This is a genomic window from Pseudomonas sp. ES3-33 (assembly GCF_000952175.1).
Taxonomy (GTDB): Bacteria; Pseudomonadota; Gammaproteobacteria; order Pseudomonadales; family Pseudomonadaceae; genus Aquipseudomonas; species Aquipseudomonas gregormendelii.
This window is the reverse complement of sequence record NZ_JZRI01000055.1, coordinates 44571-62981: the sequence shown is the minus strand read 5'-3', so window position 1 is coordinate 62981 and position 18411 is coordinate 44571. Positions and strand designations below refer to the sequence as shown.

Here is an 18411-nt window from a genome sequence, read left to right as displayed (position 1 = left end):
CCCCGATGAAACTGGCGATGAAGTTGCGCACCCGGCTCTTTCTGAGCATTTCCGCGCTGATCACCGTCGCGCTGCTTGGGCTGTTGCTCGGGTTGGTCAGCGTGATGCAGATGGCCAGTTCCCAGCAGTCGCTGGTTCGCAACAATTTCGCCACCCTGGATCTGGGGCTGAAGCTGCGCCAGACCCTGGGTGACCAGTTGGTCGTCATGCTCAGCGAGAACCCTGACCGCGCGGCTTTCGATAAATCCAGGGATCACTACCTGCAGTTGCTCGACGAAGGCATTGCCAACGAACAGGTGAGTGACGGCTTCAAGTACGGTTTCAAGCAGGCCAAGGCTGACTACCAGGATTTTTTGCAGGCCTACGCGGATACGCGTAGCCCCTCCCATGTGTTGAGCGGAAACGAAGAGCTCACGGAAAAATTCAACAAACTGCGCAATGGTCTGCTTTCCGAGCACAAGCGCGCCCTGGATGCCATCTATGCAACTGAACGCTCAGCGCGAGACCGTGCCTTGTTGGTTGCCGGTCTGATCGGGCTGGTTGGCCTCGCGGTGCTGATTATCGGCTTTGTCACTGCCCATGCCATTGCCCGGCGTTTTGGTGCTCCGATCGAGGCGCTGGCCCAGGCGGCTGACAATATTGGCCAGGGCAATTTTGAAGTCACCCTGCCTATATCGTCAGCTGCGGAGATGAATCTGCTGACCAAGCGGTTTGGCATCATGGCCGAGGCCCTGCGCGAGCATCAGGCAACCAATGTTGACGAATTGCTCGCCGGCCAACAGCGCCTGCAAGCGGTGCTCGATAGCATCGATGACGGCTTGTTGATGATTGACCGCGAAGGACACCTGGAGCATTTGAACCCAGTGGCCCAACGGCAGCTGGGCTGGGACTCGGACCGCTTGGGGCAGGGGTTGGGTTCGGCCCTCGAACGTCCGGAGCTCGATGGGCAGCTGCAGCTGGTGTTGCGCGGCGGCACCCTGGAGCGGGCTCCCGAAGACCTGAGCATTGAGGTCGACGGCGAATCGCGGTTGCTCACCTACAGCTTGACGCCTGTGAGCCACACCCAGGGGCATATCCTCGGCGCGGTGATGGTGCTGCACGACGTGACCGAACAGCGTGCATTCGAACGGGTGCGCAGCGAGTTCGTGCTGCGGGCTTCCCATGAGTTGCGCACACCGGTCACCGGCATGCATATGGCGTTCGGCCTGTTCCGGGAAAGGGCCAAATTCCCGGAGGATTCTCGTGAAGCCGATCTGCTGGATACGGTAAACGAAGAGATGCAGCGGCTGATGCAGTTGATCAACGATCTGTTGAATTTTTCTCGTTACCAGAACGGTCTGCAGAAGCTCACGTTGGCGCCGTGCTCCATCGAAGATTTGCTGGAACAGGCCCGGGTGCGTTTCTGCGGGACCGCCCTGGCGAGCAATATCGATCTGGTGGTGGAAGTGCAGGAACCGTTGCCCCGGCTGCAGGCCGACCAGGCGCAGCTGGATCGTGTACTGGATAACCTTATTGATAATGCGCTGCGCCACACCTCCCCGGGCGGGCAGATTCGCCTGCAGGCAAGACGCCACGGCGAACGTGTGATCATCAGCGTAGAGGATAACGGCGAAGGCATTGCCTACGGCCAGCAGGGGCGGATTTTCGAGCCTTTCGTGCAGGTCGGTCGCAAGAAAGGCGGCGCGGGCCTCGGCCTGGCGCTGTGCAAGGAGATCGTGCAACTGCACGGCGGGCGAATGGGGGTTTACTCGCGACCGGGGCAGGGCACGCAGTTCTACATGGCCCTGGCGGTCTGAAGCGTGGTCAGGCCTCGTCGTCCAGGCGACGGCCTGCCAGGCGTCGGCCACGGGTAATCAGTTCGATGAACTGCACTGCGCTCAATGCTCGAGCGAATAGCCAACCCTGACCGAACTTCACTCCTTCGCTGCTCAGGAAGGCGGCCTGGGCTTCATGTTCGATGCCTTCGGCAATCACCTTGAGTTGCAGGGCCTGGGCCATGTGGATGATGTGCGGCGCCACGCCGCTGCTGGCAGCGTCATGTCCCAGGGCGTCGATAAACGCCTTGTCGATCTTCAGGCAGTCCACTGGCAGCGTTTGCAGATAGGCGAGGCTGCAATAGCCAGTGCCGAAGTCGTCAATCAGCACCTGGTGCCCGACGTCCCGCAAGGCTTGCAGGTTTTCCCGGGCGACGACTACGTCGATCAATCCGCGCTCGGTCACTTCAAAGGCAATCTGCTTGGCGGCGACCCGGTGCAAGGTCAGCAAGCGGGCCATGACCTGGCCAACGCGCGGCACCATCACATCGCATGCCGCGAGATTGACCGAGATGTACAGCTGGGGGTTGGCGCGCAGCAGTTGGCCCAACTGCTCCAATAATCGTTGCAGGACAAAATCAGTCATTTGGCGGATCTGGCCGGTATTCTCAGCCATGGGGATGAACAGGTCGGGGCTGGTGAGCGTGCCGTCCGGTCGGCGCCATCGAAGCAAGGCTTCGGCGCCGACGCAGTTGCGGCTGTCGAGGTCGAAAATCGGTTGATACAACACTTGCAGTTCGCCCCGGCGGATGGCGCCGCTGAGCTCGGCATCCATCGACTGGCGCTGCCGCACCAGCAGGAAGACCAGAAATCCGACAAAACCACCCAAGACCAGGCTGGCGGGGACCAGCCACCACCAGACCGGCGGCACGTGGATTCCCGTGCGCGGTGATATCAGCACCAACTGATAGGCGGGGTTATTGGTGGGCATGCGGTAGATCAGGTGTGTTTGGGTAATCTGCAAGGCATCGCGGCTTTTTGGCGACCAGACTTCCAGCGGCGGCCAGGCCTGCTCAGCACCGAGGACGGGTATGGCGCGTTTGCCATGGTCGAGCACCACGAGCAGGCTGCTACCTGGCGTCAGGTCGACCATGTCGGTCAAATGCCCACGCGAAGTGGCGACCCGAAAATTGCCGCGCCCCAGCATCAGCGCCGCGCGATTTTCGTCCGGTTCGGTGGTGGTGTTCAGCCAGTAGCTGTATGTGGGCCCCTTGATGTCCGGGGCGCGGCTCAACGACAGGCCTTCCTGGCGAGGCCGGTTGGAGCAGATGCGCGAGGAGTCCATGTAGGCGGCTTCGTAAACGAAGCGATAGTTGAATGTCACCTGCTGCAAGGTGGCGATCATTTCATCGTCGCAGGTGCGCAAAGGCTGGGCTTCAAGGTCGTCGAGGCTTTCTCGCAATTGGCCGAACAACTGCTCCAGGCGTGCAAGAAAGCGTTCGCCCTGGGCATTCATCTCTTCGCTTTCGTTTTTATCAATGTGGTGGACGGCGACGAATAAACTGCCTGTCAGCAATAACGTTGCACTGAAGACAGCCGCCAGCGTCGCCAAAAACCATGGGCGATAGAACCAGCTACGTAGTGTCTCTCGGCCAGGTCGCATCCAGTAACATCCGAAGAATTACCAATGAGTTATAGCTGCTGGTTGAGTAAAACGCCCGACCGTCGGGCGGGCGTCATTATTTTGTCTGATTCAAGACTTGTAGCAGTGCCGCAGTCTGCGCATCCGGCGTGCCGTCGAACCGGGTGGGCCGGAAATGCATCTGGAACGCCGACAACACGTGACGAGTGGAAACATCCAGTTCACCGGTTTGCGGTGTGGCATAACCTAGGCGCGCCAGTTGCCCCTGGAACCAGCTGATACTCGGCAGCTGCACATTGAACTGCGCTTGCTGGCGTGCCACGGCTTGTTCGTTCGGCCACACGCCCAACCCTTGCTCCGCCAGGCGCTTCCACGGGAACAGCGGGCCCGGGTCGAGTTTGCGTCCCGGAGCAATGTCACTGTGCCCGATGATGTTGTGAGGATTGATACCGTAGCGCTTGCTGATGTCCTTGAGCAGGAAGACCAGGGACTGGATCTGGGCGTCGCTGTAGGGATACCACAGGCGGCCGGTCGGCGTGTCCTTGAAGCCCGGATTGACGATTTCAATGCCGATTGAGCTGGAGTTCAGCCAGGTACGGGTTTGCCATTCGCTCTCGCCGGCGTGCCAGGCGCGCAGGCCTTCATCCATCAACTTGTAGATGGTCGCCTTGTTGTCATCGCCGATCAGGTAATGACTGCTGACTTCGCCGTGGGTCAGCAGTTGCAGCGAGCGCTCAAGCGACGCCGAGGTGTAGTGCACGACCACGAACTGGATGCGGCTGTCGTGGTTGGCTGAGGGATGACTGGTGTCGATGCGCGGGCCACTGGCGCAACCTGCCAGCAGGACGAGCGACACAAGAAGGGCGAAATATTTCATGGCGAGTGACGATACACGTAGGATGATAATGCAACAGTGTAACGTAATGCCGGGCGGGTCGAAGGCCAAAGCGCTGATTTAAACAAAATGGAACAATTGGCCTTACCCCAATTCGATGCGGTTGCGCCCCGCATGTTTGGCCCGATAGAGCGCCTGGTCGGCTCTTTTTAATGCCGCGTCACTGTGCTCGCCAGGCCGGAAGGCGGTCATGCCCATCGAGAGGGTCACCGTTACCGGTTCACCCTTGAAGTGAAAAGGGCAGCCTTCGATGGCTGCGCGCAATTTTTCGAGAAGACTGGCACCTGTCGCCGGTAAGGTCGCGGGCATCAGCAGGACAAATTCTTCGCCGCCGAATCGGGCAATGAAGTCCGAGCCGCGCAAGCGCTTGCGCAGGACGGTGGCAATGATCTTCAGGACCTTGTCGCCCGCCAGGTGGCCGTAGTTGTCGTTGATCCGCTTGAAATGGTCGAGGTCGAGCATGGCCAACAACAGGCTGTTTCCCTGTTGGTGCCATTGGCTGATTTCCTCATCTAGGCGCTCGTTCCAGGCAGCGCGGTTGGGCAGGCCGGTCAGCGGATCGATCAGGGCTTTCTGGCGCTGTTCTTCAAGGTGTTCGCGAAAGCCCAGGGCTTCGTGTTCCATGTGGGCCACCCGATCAGCCAGGCCTTGCAGGCGACTCGCCACTTCCTGTTCACGCTCGTCACGCTGTTTCTGGAAATGGTCCAGGGTGCCCAGCAGGCCCTCCAGATGGTTCTCCAGGGCATGCTTGAGCCCGTCCAGGTCTGCGGCGTCCTGCATGCTGCTCTGCAAGCCATCGACCTGTTCGCGGATTTGCGAGTCCATCTCGCGCGCAGCAGACCGGTTGTCGGCATGCCCGTCGCTGGCCGCCCTCAGGTTGCTCTGGAAAGCCTCCAGGCGTTCGTTGAGCTGCTGCAGGTAGGTTTCGAATTCATGCTGGCCGCTACCGGTGATCGCCAGCATCAAGGTGGCCAGGTCGTCGAGGATCGGGATCAGCTCATACCAGTTCAAACCATTTTGCAGGCGCAGGCGCATGGCCTCGGCTTGCGGACGATGACGTTCGGGCAGTGTCAGGTCGTCAAGCAGGCCCAGTAACGTGTCTTCAATGTGCCTGGCCACCGAGCTGTAGGTGGGCTCTGGCGAGTCCGGAAGCGCGTAGAGCGTGTCTTGCTCGGGAGGTTGCGCCTCGGCGACCGGAGTGTCGAGCGTGTCTGGAGGCGTGGGCACGTCTTCGACGGTGGGCGTTTCAGCGCTGGTCGGCGCAGACGCTTCGGTGGCAACTGCGGGTTGCTCCGGTTGCTCCGGTTGCTCAGGTTGCCCAGGCTCTTGCGGCGGCGGCGGCGGCGGCGGCGGCGCCGCTGGCGCTGGCTGTGCAGCATTTGGTGCCGGTGCCGGTGCCGGTGCCGCTACTGGCACTGGCACTGGCACTGTAGCCAGCGGGGGTTGCTGTTCAGTAGCTGCAGGTGGTTGCGGGGGGGGCTCGGCAGCGGGCGCCTCAATCACCGGTGCGCGTACTGGCGCCATCGCTGCTGGCACCTGCGCGGGAGCGGTGTCCTCCGCTTCACGGTTGCCAAAAAGGCGTTGCAACAGGCTTGGTCGTCCCGATTCCTCTGGGCTTTCAAGCCGACTTAGCGCTTTACCCTGCAGCCCGCTCAACTCGCTAAGCAGCAGCGGCATCTCCCGAGCCTGGCCAACCCGTGCATCCAGTTGCTTGGCAAACTGCTTGAGGGGGCGACTCACTTCTCGCGGCAGCGGCAGTGTTTGCAACTGGGCGACCAGTGCCGTCAGTGCGGCGCTGATTTGATTGACCCGGGTCTCGCGGCGTTGCTCGGAATCGAGCACCGCTTTTTCCAGGCGCGGCAACAATGCGGCGAGGCCGGCGTCCATGTCATCGGTACGCACCACATCGCGCATTTCCTTCATGCATTCATCGACCGTCCGATCAGTGCCCTCGGCCGCCAGCGTGCTGCGCACCAGTCCACGGCGCAGCAAATCGAGCCGGGCCTCCCAGCGCCGTTCGAGTTTTTCCTGATGTTCGATGCTCTGAAGGTATTTCTCTTTCCAGCGCTGGGCTTCGTCGCTCATTCATGGGATCCGCTAGGGGGCAGGACTCAATGCGGGGAATGCATCAGCCGTGAGCGAACCCGGCAGACGAATCTCTACCGCGACCGGCAGGTGATCGGAAATGGGTTGTGCCAGGACCTCGACCTTTTCAAGGGTCAGGGTCGGGCTCAGCAAAATATGGTCCAGGCAGCGTTGTGGACGCCAGCTGGGGAAGGTCGCTTCCAGCTGCGGGGCGAGCAGGCCGAGATCGCGCAGCGGCGAATTCTGCAGCAGGTCGCTGGCGTGGGTGTTCATGTCGCCCATCAACACCTGGTGCTTGTACCCGCCAATCAGTTCGCGGATGTAGGCCAGTTGCAGGCTACGCGTCCGCGCCCCGAGCGCCAGGTGCATCATCACCACGACGAGGGCCTCCGGGCCTTCGCCGAAACGCACCAGAATTGCCCCGCGACCCTTGGGCCCCGGCAGCGGATGATCTTCAATCGCCCAGGGGCGCAGGCGGCTGAGCACGCCATTACTGTGCTGGCCGAGGCGACCGAGATTGCGATTGAGCTGTTGGTACCAGTAGGGGAAGGCCCCGAGCTGGGCCAGGTGTTCGACCTGGTTGACGTAGCCCGACCGGATGCTGCCACCATCGGCTTCCTGCAAGGCGACCAGATCGAAGTCACCCAGCAGGTCGCCGATCTTTTGCAGATTGGTGGCGCGCCCGGTGTGGGGCAGCAAATGCTGCCACCCCCGGGTCAGGTAGTGCCGATAACGCTCGGTACTGATGCCCACCTGGATATTAAAACTGAGTAGCCGCAGACGGCTGTCAGCGGGCAACCCGGTCGATTCCAGGTGATGTTCGTTGACCCGCGGATCATGCAGGCCAACCACTCGTTCAGTTCCCCAGCGGCGCATGGCAGGCCCCGCGCTTAGTTGGCAGCAGCCTTGTTAGCCGCTCGCTCTTGTTCGACCAGCTTATCGGCCAGTTGCAGTGCTTGTTCGGCGCCGCCGGCAGAGCCGATGTCAAAACGGTACTTGCCATTGACGACCATGGTTGGCACGCCAGTAATCTCGTACTTCTTGGCGAGTTCGCGAGCCTGAGTGACCTGGCCCTTGATGGCGAAGGAGTTGAAAGTAGCGAGGAATTTATCCTTGTCGACACCTTGTGTTGCCAGGAACTCGGCCATTTCTTCCGGAGTTACCAGTTTCTTGTGTTCTTCCTGAATCGCCTTGAACACGGCGGCATGAACCTTATGCTCGACACCCATCGATTCCAGGGTCAGGAACATTTGGCCGTGGGCGTCCCAAGGGCCGCCGAACATCGCCGGGATGCGCTTGAAGTTCACATCGGATGGCAATTTTTCAACCCAAGGGTTGATCACTGGCTCGAATTTGTAGCAATGCGGGCAGCCATACCAGAACAGCTCTACCACCTCGATCTTGCCGGGCACGGCGACCTGAACCGGGTTGCTCAGTTCGACATAGGGGGCGGCAGGTGCTTCGGCTGCCTGTGCAGTCATGCCGAACAGGCTGGCAGCGACGAGAGCGGCGCTGATGATCAGATTACGCATGCTTTACTCCTGGACAATTTTGGTCGCCTCGCGCGACCTGTATTGAGACAGGTCATGGCGGGCTTGAGTTCTGTAGTGTAACGGCAGCGGCCACAAAAAAGGGCGGCCAGAGCCACCCTTTTTATACTTGCTGCGACGGATTAATGGAGCGTTAACATTGCAGGAGATGTCCGTCCCCCGTGATGCTCCATCAGCCGGCCTTAGTGCAGGCCCTGAATGTAGCTCGACACCGCGGCGATATCTTCATCGCTCAGGCGTTTGGCAATGGTCTGCATGGTCTTGGTGTCGCCGTCGTTGGTGCGGCCGCCTTCTTCCTTGCGGAAGTCGGTCAGTTGCTTGGCAATGTATTGAGCGTGCTGGCCACCCAGGTGCGGGAAGCCGGCAGCAGCGTTGCCGGCGCCGTTAGGCGAGTGGCAACCGGTGCAGGCAGGCAGGCCCTTGGCCAGGTCTCCACCACGGAACAAGGCTTCACCGCGAGACACCACTTTCGGGTCGGCGGCGCCAACGCTGCCTTTCTGGCTGGCAAAGTAGGCGGAAATATCAGCCAGGTCCTGATCGCTCAGGTTGGTCAGCAGGCCGGTCATTTCCAGTACGACACGCTTGCCGGACTTGATGTCGTGCAACTGCTTGTTCAGATAACGTTCGCCCTGGCCTGCCAGTTTCGGAAAGTTAGGCGCCATGCTGTTGCCATCCGGGCCATGACAGGCGCCACATACTGCGGCTTTCGCCTGACCAGCAGTCGCATCACCTGCAGCATGGGCAATGCCGGAGATCCCCACGGTCAACAGCAGACTCACGATCAATTTGTTCATCAGCTAATCCAACTACGGCTAAGGGTTAAAGAGTTATGGACCGGGATCACTCGCTCATCCACTGGATGATGGCTTGGTAATCCTCGGCACTGCAGTCCATGCACAAACCACGCGGCGGCATCGCCTTGAAACCCTGGGTCACGTGTTGCACCAGCGTCTCCATACCTTTCGCCAACCTCGGCGTCCAAGCTGCCTGATCGCCCTTTCTGGGCGCCATGGGTAGCTGGCCGGAATGACAGGCACCACAAACACGGTTGTACACAGCTTCCGGATCCTGTGTAGCCTGAGCGCTGTAAAGCGGCATCAAGATACCGGCAGCTAGCAGCCATTTCGTCATAAAACGACCTTTTCAGGGTTGAGAGCGTGCTGCGTTCTGATGCGCAATCAAGGTCTATCGCTCTCGTGTTCTTCATCCTACGCTGGGACAAAGCGCACACAAAATCTGCGGCATTATATACTGGCGTCACTGAAACGGAAACGACACTGCTCGCCGCGTCCATTCCCGGCGCCGCCCACATCGGAAATCCCATGCAACTCAAGAACCCCATCCTCGGCCTGTGCCAACAGTCCACCTTCATGCTCAGCGCTGCCAAAGTCGATCAATGTCCCGACGACGAAGGCTTCGAAGTGGCTTTTGCCGGCCGTTCCAACGCCGGTAAATCCAGCGCGTTGAACACCCTGACGCATGCCAGCCTGGCGCGGACCTCGAAAACGCCCGGTCGCACGCAACTCTTGAACTTCTTCAAGCTAGACGATGATCGCCGTCTGGTCGACCTGCCGGGCTACGGTTATGCAAAAGTACCCATCCCGCTGAAGCTGCACTGGCAGCGTCACCTGGAAGCGTATTTGGGTGGTCGCGAGAGTTTGAAAGGTCTGATCCTGATGATGGACATCCGTCATCCAATGACCGATTTCGATCTGTTGATGCTCGACTGGGCTGTCGCCAGCGGCATGCCGATGCACATCCTGCTGACCAAGGCCGACAAACTGACCTACGGCGCGGCGAAAAACGTTCTGCTCAAAGTGCAGTCGGACATCCGTAAAGGCTGGGGCGACGCGATCTCGATCCAGCTATTTTCGGCGCCAAAGCGCCTGGGCCTGGAAGACGCCTACACTGTACTGGCGGGCTGGATGGAACTGGCAGACAAGGGTGCGCAAACGGCCGAGCAATAAATCGCGGGCAAAAAAAACCCCGGACTTCTATGGGGAGGGGGAAGTTCCGGGGTTCAAGTTCTGGACCGCTAGGGCGGGGTCCAGATATCTGCCAACACTTAACACAACATAGGAGCATCGAAGGGCTTCACCAGCCATTCAGTAACTCTGAGTGGTGATTTGGCGCTTTAGTTCAGATTATTTTCGAATGCGTTTGGAATAACCCCAAGAACATTACGGTCTAACCCGCGAGGCCGCGACTAATTGCCGCGGTGCGGTTCCTGTAGAGAACTTGCTCCGGGCGATGGTCTAGCGATTCTGCGGGGCGCCAGATCATCCTCGACGCCCTCAAGTTTTTCGCGAGCGATCTCGCCCCTGCAGTATGGGATGAATTGGGGCTCAGTGAGCTTCATCCCAGTTATTACCCACACCGACTTCGACCAGCAGCGGCACGTCCAGTTTTGCGGCATTACTCATGTGAGTGCGGATTTCTTCGCGCACCTGGTCCACGAGATCCTCACGCACCTCCAGCACCAGTTCATCGTGCACCTGCAGGATGACTTTGGCATCCAGGCCTGACGCGGTCAGCCAGTTATCCACCGCCACCATGGCTTTTTTGATGATATCCGCCGCAGTGCCCTGCATGGGGGCGTTGATCGCTGTGCGTTCAGCGCCTTTGCGCAGGGCCGGGTTCTTCGCGTTGATGTCCGGCAGGTACAGGCGGCGGCCGAAGATGGTCTCGACATAACCTTGCTCGGCTGCCTGGGCGCGGGTGCGCTCCATGTATTGCAGTACGCCCGGGTAGCGCGCGAAATAACGGTCGATGTACGCCTGGGACTGCTTGCGATCTACGCCGATCTGTTTGGCCAGGCCAAACGCACTCATCCCGTAGATCAGGCCGAAGTTGATCGCTTTGGCGCTGCGGCGCTGGTCGGTGGTGACATCGGCCAACTCGACGCCAAACACTTCGGCGGCGGTGGCCCTGTGCACGTCCAGATCATTGCGGAAGGCATGCAACAGTCCTTCATCCTTGGCCAGGTGGGCCATGATCCGCAGTTCAATTTGCGAATAGTCCGCCGCCAGCAGCTTGTAGCCCTTCGGCGCAACGAACGCCTGGCGAATTCGCCGGCCTTCTGCGGTGCGAATCGGGATGTTCTGCAGGTTCGGGTCGATCGACGACAGGCGTCCGGTGGCCGCCACGGCCTGCTGATAGGACGTGTGGATGCGGCCGGTACGCGCATTGATTTGCTCTGGCAGCCGATCGGTATAGGTGCTTTTCAGTTTGCTCAGCGAGCGGTACTGCATCAGCACCTTGGGCAGCGGATAATCCTGTTCGGCCAGCTCGGCCAGTACCGCTTCGGCTGTGGAGGCCTGACCCTTGGCGGTTTTGCTGAGGACTGGCAGACCCAGTTTTTCGTAAAGAATCACCCCCAATTGCTTGGGTGAGCCCAGGTTGAATTCCTCGCCGGCGATGGCAAACGCCTCGCGCTCAAGGGCGACGAGTTTTTCGCCGAGCTCAACGCTCTGGATGCCCAGCAGATTGGCGTCCACCAGCGCGCCCTGACGCTCGATGCGCGCCAGCACCGGCATCAGCGGCATTTCGATTTCGTCCAGGACCTTGCACAGGCTCGGTGTCGCTGCGAGTTTTTCCTGCAGGGCGAGGTGCAGACGCAAGACCACATCGGCGTCTTCGGCGGCGTAGGGGCCGGCAAGTTCCAGGGAGATCTGGTCAAAAGTCAGCTGTTTGACGCCTTTGCCTGCGATCTCCTGAATGTCAGTCTTGCTCTGGCCCAGGTACTTCAGCGCCAGGCTGTCCATGTCATGGCGCGTTGCCGTCGAGTCCAGTACATAGGATTCGAGCATGGTGTCGTAGGCAATGCCCCGAACCGTGATCCCGTTGCTCTGATCGCCACCAATAGCGCAGTTGGCCAGGATGTTGGTTTCGAACTTGGCGTGCTGGCCGACCTTGAGCTTGTGCGGATTTTCCAGCAGCGGCTTCAACGCCAGTAAAACACTGTCGCGATCCAGCTGTTCCGGGACGCCCATGTAGGAGTGGGTCAGGGGAATGTAGGCTGCTTCATTTGCGGCAACGGAGAAGGACAGGCCCACCAGTTGCGAGTGCTGGGCATCGCCGCCATTGGTTTCAGTAACAAACGCAATCAACGGAGCCTTGTTGAGCTTGTCCAGCCAGGCTTCGAAGCGTGCCTGGTCAAGGATGGTTTCGTATTGAGCCTCGACGGCGCCCGGCTGTTCCTGGGCAATTTCGACAATCTCCTGGCCCGAGCGCTTGGCCTCACGCTGGTTGTCTTCAAACCAGCTCTTGAATTCGAGCAGCGTGTACAGCTCGGCGAGTTTGTCGTGGTCCGGCTGGCCCATTTGCAGGTCGTCGAGCCCGATGTCGAGAGGGACGTCGATCTTGATCGTGGCCAGGCGATAGGAGAGGAATGCCATTTCCTTGTGCTCTTCAAGCTTGGCCGGCAGGGTCTTGGCGCCGCGAATCGGCAAGGTCGGAACGATGTCGAGCTGCGCATACAACTCGGTCAATCCGCCATTCACGCCGACCAGCAGCCCGGATGCGGTTTTGGGTCCAATGCCCGGCACGCCTGGAATGTTGTCGGAGGAGTCGCCCATCAATGCCAGGTAATCAATGATCTGCTCGGGAGCGACGCCGAATTTCTCCTTCACGCCCTCTACGTCCAGCGCGCTACCGGTCATGGTGTTGACCAAGGTAATGTGGCCGTCGACCAGTTGTGCCATGTCCTTGTCACCGGTAGAGATCACCACCGGACGGTCGGCCGCCGCACTGCTGCGGGCCAGCGTGCCAATCACGTCATCGGCCTCGACGCCTTCGACGCACAGCAACGGGAAGCCCAAAGCCTTCACGCTCTGGTGCAGCGGTTCGATTTGCACGCGCATGTCGTCGGGCATACTTGGGCGGTTGGCTTTGTATTCGGCAAACATCTCATCGCGGAACGTCCCGCCCTTGGCGTCGAACACCACAGCGAAGGGGCTGTCCGGGTACTGCTTGCGCAGACTCTTGAGCATGTTCAGCACGCCTTTGACCGCGCCGGTGGGCAGGCCTTTGGAAGTAGTCAGCGGCGGCAGCGCGTGAAAGGCGCGGTACAGGTAAGAAGAACCGTCCACCAGGACGAGGGGGGCTTGGCTCATGAGCAGGATCAACCTTTTCGGCGGGTCCGGCGCTAGAATAGCGGGACCGTTGACGACAAAGGGACAAGGTTATCATGCGCACACTAAATCGCCTGTTGCTGGCTGGCTTGTTTGCAATTACACCGTTGGCCGTCATGGCAGCGGACGATGCGCCATCCTCGGACCCGGATGTCACCATTCGCACGGAAGGCGACAAGGTCATTCAGGAATACCGTCAAAACGGCTTCCTGTATGCGATCAAGGTCACGCCGAAGGGAGCGCCGCCGTATTTCCTGGTGCGCGCAGACGGGACCGATGCAAACTTCATCCGCTCGGATCAGCCAGATATGCTGATTCCGTCGTGGAAGATCTTCGAGTGGAAGTAGTTTCTTAATTTCAATTGGCGCTGGCTGACCCGGCGGCGCCCGTACTGGCAGTTAAAACATGTCTGTGTTCACCCCCCTGGCTCGGCCCGAGCTGGAAACCTTTCTCGCCCCGTACGGGCTCGGCCGCCTGCTTGATTTCCAGGGGATCGCCGCCGGTAGCGAAAATACCAATTTCTTCATCAGCCTGGAGCAGGGCGAGTTCGTCCTGACCCTGGTTGAGCGTGGGCCGGTGCAGGAAATGCCGTTCTTCATTGAACTGCTGGACGTGCTGCACGCTGCCGACCTGCCAGTGCCCTATGCCTTGCGCACCACCGATGGCGTGGCCCTGCGTGAACTGGCCGGCAAACCTGCATTGTTGCAGCCGCGCCTGGCGGGCAAGCACATCAAGGAGGCCAACGCGCAGCATTGCGCTCAGGTCGGTGAGCTGCTCGGCCACCTTCACCTGGCCACCCAGGCCAATATGATCAAGCGCAAGACCGATCGCGGCCTGGACTGGATGCTGGAGGAGGGCACGCAGTTTCTTTCGCACCTGGATGCCGAGCAGAACGAGTTGCTGCAGCGCGCGCTGGACGAAATCAACCGGCAGAAGACGAAAATTCTGGCGCTGCCCAGGGCGAATATCCACGCCGACCTGTTTCGCGATAACGCGATGTTCGAAGGCACGCACCTGACCGGATTGATCGACTTCTACAACGCCTGTTCCGGGCCGATGCTGTACGACGTCGCGATCGCCTTGAATGACTGGTGTTCGGACGAAGACGGAGTCATTGATGGGCCGCGGGCCCGGGCGCTATTGGGGGCTTATGCAGGCTTGCGTCCCTTCACCGCGGCGGAGGCTGAGTTGTGGCCGACCATGCTGCGAGTGGCGTGCGTGCGGTTCTGGCTGTCGCGGTTGATCGCCGCCGAGTCGTTTGCCGGCCAGGATGTGTTGATTCACGATCCGATGGAGTTCCAGCGTCGGCTGGCGCAGCGGCAGAAGGTGAGTACACCGCTGCCGTTTGCCCTGTAACCCCATTACGTGTAGGAGCGAGCTTGCTCGCGAGGGTCTTCTACGATAACGCGGGGTGCCTGGCACCCCACATTGCTGCAGATTTCTTCGCGAGCAAGCTCGCTCCTACAGGGGGTGGTGTTGCTTACAGTGACTCCAGGCACCCCGCCAGATCATTGGCCAACTTCTCCAGCACCTGCTCATACCCCTGGGCGGTCGCTGGCGTGTATCCGCCCAGCGCATCCAGCTCTGCCAGTTTCACCGGGAGGCCAGCCACCAGGGTTTCCGCCAGGCGCGGGCGTAATGGAGGTTCGCTGAACACGCAGGTCTTGCCGACTTCCTGCAGTCGCGTGCGCATGGCGGCAACGTGCTGGGCACCCGGTTGCACTTCGGCGGCAACGCTGAACACACCCGCGTGCTTGAGGCCGTAAGCGTCCTCGAAGTAGTCGAAGGCCTCGTGGAACACGAAGTACGGTTTGTCGGCGATGGCTGCCAGGCGCTTTTTCAAACGCAGGTCCAGTGCGTCCAGGCGCTCATCGAAGGCCTTGAGGTTGCTCTCGTAACGCGCAGCGTTGGCGGGGTCCGCAGCGCTGAGGTCGGCGGCCATTTTCGTGGCGATTACCCGGGCGTTGACCGGGGACAACCACAAATGCGCATCCAGGCTGCCCGGACGATGATCATGATCATGCTCGTCCGCTTCCTCGGCATGGGAATGACTGTCTTGGGCAAAATGGCGCAATTTCAGACCCGGCAGGTCCTGCACGGCGACGCTTGGCAGCGTGCGACCTTTCAGCACGCGAGGCAGGAAGCCTTCCATATCGGGGCCGATCCAGTAGACGAGATCGACGGCCTGCACCTTTCGTACATCGGATGGGCGCAGGGCATAATTGTGCGCAGAAGCGCCAGGCGGCAGCAGTACTTCCGGAATCGCCACGCCGTCCTGGACGGCCGCAGCGATCAGTTGCAGAGGCTTGATGCTGGTCAACACCCGCACCTCGGCATGGGCACTGGCCATCATGATCGAACTGGCGAGAAATGTAACAAAGAAAGAAAAAAGTCGGGACACAATGACCACTCGAAGAGGCGAGAAGGGGTAACATAATAACGTCTCTCACAAAACTCGTCGCCGCTCATGCCAAAAACACCGATAGCCAGTCGTCCCCATGACCACTCTCATTGCGTCCACAGCGCTCTGTCGGAGGCTGACGCCCTGTGCGCGCGTCAAGGCCTGCGCCTGACAGCCTTGCGCCGTCGGGTGCTGGAACTGGTGTGGCAAAGCCACAAGCCGCTGGGGGCGTACGACATTCTTGCGGTGCTCAGCGAACAGGACGGCCGACGAGCCGCGCCGCCTACCGTATACCGGGCCCTGGATTTCCTGCTGGAAAACGGCCTGGTGCACCGGATCTCGTCACTCAACGCTTTCATCGGCTGCAATCACCCCGAGCATGCGCATCAGGGCCAGTTCCTGATCTGCCGGGAGTGTCACGCAGCTATCGAGCTTGAACAGAAGTCCATCAGCGACGCGATCATCGACAGCGCCAGTGATGTCGGGTTTGTGGTTGAAGGCCAGACCGTTGAGGTCGTCGGGCTGTGCTCGGGTTGCCAGGGGGCTTGATGAGCAACGCGCTGATCCGTCTTGAACAGGTTACCGTAACCTTCGCCGGGCAAAACGTCCTCGATAACATCGAACTTGGCGTGGAACCCGGGCAAATCGTTACCTTGATCGGTCCGAACGGTGCGGGTAAGACGACCTTGGTAAGGGCCGTGTTAGGTCTGTTGAAACCGGACAGTGGCAGCGTTTGGCGCAAGCCGAAGCTGCGGGTTGGTTACATGCCGCAAAAACTTCACGTCGACCCGACGCTGCCGCTCTCGGTGCTGCGCTTTCTGCGCCTGGTGCCGGGTGTAGACCGTGCCAGGGCCTTGGCTGCTTTGAAGGAGGTCGGTGCCGAGCACGTGATCGACAGCCCGGTGCAAAGTGTTTCCGGCGGCGAGATGCAACGGGTGCTGCTGGCCCGCGCGCTGTTGCGCGAACCTGAACTGCTGGTGCTTGATGAGCCGGTACAGGGCGTGGACGTGGCGGGTCAGGCCGAGCTCTACAGCCTGATCACCCGATTGCGCGATCGCCACGGTTGCGGCGTCCTGATGGTGTCTCACGACTTGCACCTGGTGATGAGCACGACCGATCAGGTGGTGTGCCTGAATCGCCATGTGTGCTGTTCCGGGCACCCCGAGCAAGTCAGCGGCGATCCGGCCTTTGTCGAGTTGTTCGGCAAGAACGCGCAAAGCCTGGCGATCTACCACCACCACCATGACCATGCCCATGACCTGCATGGTTCGGTGGTCAGTACGGCCTCACCGGCCTCTACCCATGTTCATGGAGATAGCTGCAAGCATGGCTGATTTTCTGCTCTACGCCCTTCTTGCAGGCTTGGCCCTGGCGCTGGTGGCGGGGCCGCTGGGTTCGTTTGTGGTGTGGCGGCGCATGGCCTACTTTGGCGACACCCTGTCCCATGCCGCCCTGCTCGGGGTAGCCTTGGGTTTCCTGCTGGATGTCAGTCCTGCCGTTGCGGTCACCGTGGGCTGTCTGTTGCTGGCGGTGCTGCTGGTGACCTTGCAGCAACGCCAGCCTCTGGCGTCGGACACGCTATTGGGGATTCTTGCACCAAGCACCCTCTCATTGGGCCTGGTGGTACTAAGCTTCATGCATGAAGTGCGGATAGACCTGATGGCCTATCTGTTTGGCGACCTGCTCGCCATCAGTCCCGGCGATCTGGCCTGGATTCTCGGCGGAAGTGCGGCGGTTCTTGTGGTGCTGTTGGCGATGTGGCGACCTTTGCTGGCCATCACTGTGCACGAGGAATTGGCCAAGGTTGAGGGGTTGCCGGTGGCATCTCTGCGCCTGACCTTGATGCTGCTGATTGCCGTGGTCATTGCGGTCGCGATGAAAATTGTCGGGGTGTTGCTGATCACTTCGCTGCTGATCATTCCGGCGGCGGCAGCGCAGCGTCACGCTCGCTCGCCGGAGCAGATGGCACTGGGCGCGAGCCTGCTGGGCATGCTCGCCGTGTGTGGCGGCCTGGCGTTGTCCTGGTTCAAGGACACTCCGGCGGGCCCGTCGATTGTGGTGACGGCGGCCGCGCTGTTTCTGCTGAGTTTTGTCCTGCCCCGTCGAGGGGTGTAGACTTGCTCGTTTTTTGCGCAAATAGAGAGTCGCAGGAATGAAGCCGTTCACCTCCCGTTATCTGCTCCTTGTCGCATTTTCCATGCTGCTGGGCGCTTGCCAAAGTACGCCACCGGCGACCCCCGAGGTCACTGATGCGCGAGCTGCGGCTGTCGCGCAACTGGAACAAAGCCTCGCCAGCAGTGAGCTGGCGACTGCCGAAGGGCAACTGGCTGCCTTGCAGGCCGAGGCCCCGAATGACCAATCGCTCGAGCAGTACCAGCGTCAATTGGCCGAGGCTTATCTGCTGCGTAGCCGCATTGTGCTGCAAAAAGGTGATGTGAATGCTGCCGCCACGGCCCTCAGCCGGGCTCGGGCGCTGATGCCCAAGGCACCCGCGCTGACCGGCGGAGTCAACAATGCCATCGTCAATGCACGCAAGGCCGAACTGGATAAAGCGGAAGCGGCGCTCATGGCGGCCGAAGCCAAGCCACCGGCCAAAGTCATCGACCCTACGGCCGAAAGCACCACGGTGGCGCTAAACCTGACAGATATGGCCAAGTTGCGCCGCCAGTTGGACGCGATCGCTGCCGATGTAGTGAATTATCAGTGCGATGTCAGCATTCAGGCGCCGCGCACCCAGGACTATCCATGGTTGGCAACTTTGTTGACCAAGCGAGTGAAGAAGCTGGATTCGGGCTTTGATCTGAAGCTGAAGAAGCAGATTCTGCGCAATATTCCTGCGCAGATGGTTTTGATTCCGCGTAAACCTTAAAAGCATCGCGAGCAAGCTCGCTCCTACAGTGGTTAGCGCTGATCACAGCCTGTGTGTTCAGCCGTAAACCCTGTGGGAGCAAG

General features: G+C 60.3%; 17 protein-coding genes. 8 read left to right on the top strand and 9 right to left on the bottom strand.

Annotated elements, in window-relative coordinates; genetic code table 11:
- The first annotated feature begins 5 nt into the window (after positions 1-5).
- Positions 6-1796: a KinB sensor domain-containing domain gene (locus UB23_RS09650; protein ID WP_045059124.1), complete on the top strand. Its 1791-nt coding sequence runs from the start codon at positions 6-8 to the stop codon at positions 1794-1796.
- A 7-nt stretch (positions 1797-1803) separates the two neighbouring features.
- Here UB23_RS09650 and UB23_RS09645 read toward each other — a convergent pair whose 3' ends face one another.
- From UB23_RS09645 to UB23_RS09615, 7 genes are all read right to left on the bottom strand, one after another.
- Entirely contained in the window at positions 1804-3417 is a 1614-nt protein-coding gene (locus tag UB23_RS09645; protein ID WP_045059123.1) for an EAL domain-containing protein, read from the bottom strand.
- Positions 3418-3493: 76 nt separating this feature from the next.
- On the bottom strand, positions 3494-4273 hold the full coding sequence (locus UB23_RS09640) for an N-acetylmuramoyl-L-alanine amidase (protein ID WP_045059122.1): 780 nt from the start codon (positions 4271-4273) through the stop codon (positions 3494-3496).
- 102 nt (positions 4274-4375) lie between these two features.
- Complete coding sequence (locus UB23_RS09635; protein WP_045059121.1) at positions 4376-6376, bottom strand: GGDEF domain-containing protein; 2001 nt, start codon at positions 6374-6376, stop codon at positions 4376-4378.
- Between the two features lie 12 nt (positions 6377-6388).
- On the bottom strand, positions 6389-7252 hold the full coding sequence (locus UB23_RS09630) for an endonuclease/exonuclease/phosphatase family protein (protein WP_045059120.1): 864 nt from the start codon (positions 7250-7252) through the stop codon (positions 6389-6391).
- 14 nt (positions 7253-7266) lie between these two features.
- Positions 7267-7908: a thiol:disulfide interchange protein DsbA/DsbL gene (locus tag UB23_RS09625; RefSeq protein WP_045059119.1), complete on the bottom strand. Its 642-nt coding sequence runs from the start codon at positions 7906-7908 to the stop codon at positions 7267-7269.
- A 200-nt stretch (positions 7909-8108) separates the two neighbouring features.
- Positions 8109-8720 (bottom strand): c-type cytochrome, encoded by a 612-nt coding sequence (locus tag UB23_RS09620; RefSeq protein WP_045059118.1) that lies wholly within the window; start codon positions 8718-8720, stop codon positions 8109-8111.
- A gap of 46 nt (positions 8721-8766) precedes the next feature.
- Positions 8767-9057, bottom strand: a complete 291-nt coding sequence (locus UB23_RS09615; RefSeq protein ID WP_045059117.1) for a c-type cytochrome — start codon at positions 9055-9057, stop codon at positions 8767-8769.
- 191 nt (positions 9058-9248) lie between these two features.
- Here UB23_RS09615 and yihA point away from each other — a divergent pair, with 191 nt between their 5' ends.
- Positions 9249-9893 carry a ribosome biogenesis GTP-binding protein YihA/YsxC gene (gene yihA, locus UB23_RS09610; protein ID WP_045059116.1) on the top strand — a complete coding sequence of 215 codons (645 nt, stop codon included), beginning with the start codon at positions 9249-9251 and terminating at the stop codon, positions 9891-9893.
- A 378-nt stretch (positions 9894-10271) separates the two neighbouring features.
- Here yihA and polA read toward each other — a convergent pair whose 3' ends face one another.
- On the bottom strand, positions 10272-13040 hold the full coding sequence (polA, locus tag UB23_RS09605; protein ID WP_045059115.1) for a DNA polymerase I: 2769 nt from the start codon (positions 13038-13040) through the stop codon (positions 10272-10274).
- A 74-nt stretch (positions 13041-13114) separates the two neighbouring features.
- On the opposite strand from polA, the gene UB23_RS09600 reads away from it, so the two are divergent.
- Positions 13115-13405: a DUF2782 domain-containing protein gene (locus UB23_RS09600; RefSeq protein WP_045059114.1), complete on the top strand. Its 291-nt coding sequence runs from the start codon at positions 13115-13117 to the stop codon at positions 13403-13405.
- 58 nt (positions 13406-13463) lie between these two features.
- Positions 13464-14414 carry a homoserine kinase gene (locus UB23_RS09595; RefSeq protein ID WP_045059113.1) on the top strand — a complete coding sequence of 317 codons (951 nt, stop codon included), beginning with the start codon at positions 13464-13466 and terminating at the stop codon, positions 14412-14414.
- Positions 14415-14538: 124 nt separating this feature from the next.
- Here UB23_RS09595 and znuA read toward each other — a convergent pair whose 3' ends face one another.
- Positions 14539-15459 carry a zinc ABC transporter substrate-binding protein ZnuA gene (znuA, locus tag UB23_RS09590; RefSeq protein ID WP_045059134.1) on the bottom strand — a complete coding sequence of 307 codons (921 nt, stop codon included), beginning with the start codon at positions 15457-15459 and terminating at the stop codon, positions 14539-14541.
- Between the two features lie 66 nt (positions 15460-15525).
- Between znuA and zur the strand changes: the two genes are divergently transcribed.
- Genes zur through UB23_RS09570 form a run of 4 tightly spaced genes read left to right on the top strand, consistent with a single transcriptional unit; the run spans position 15526 to position 18328 of the window.
- A complete protein-coding gene (gene zur / locus UB23_RS09585; RefSeq protein ID WP_045059112.1) occupies positions 15526-16008 on the top strand; it encodes a zinc uptake transcriptional repressor Zur in 483 nt (160 codons plus the stop codon).
- Positions 16008-16793: a zinc ABC transporter ATP-binding protein ZnuC gene (znuC, locus tag UB23_RS09580; protein ID WP_045059111.1), complete on the top strand. Its 786-nt coding sequence runs from the start codon at positions 16008-16010 to the stop codon at positions 16791-16793. The genes zur and znuC overlap by 1 nt, the downstream gene beginning before the upstream one ends.
- Complete coding sequence (gene znuB, locus UB23_RS09575; RefSeq protein ID WP_045059110.1) at positions 16786-17574, top strand: zinc ABC transporter permease subunit ZnuB; 789 nt, start codon at positions 16786-16788, stop codon at positions 17572-17574. The genes znuC and znuB overlap by 8 nt, the downstream gene beginning before the upstream one ends.
- 37 nt (positions 17575-17611) lie before the next feature.
- Positions 17612-18328, top strand: coding sequence for a PA5502 family lipoprotein (locus UB23_RS09570; protein WP_045059109.1), 717 nt, complete (start codon positions 17612-17614; stop codon positions 18326-18328).
- The last annotated feature ends 83 nt before the right edge of the window (positions 18329-18411 follow it).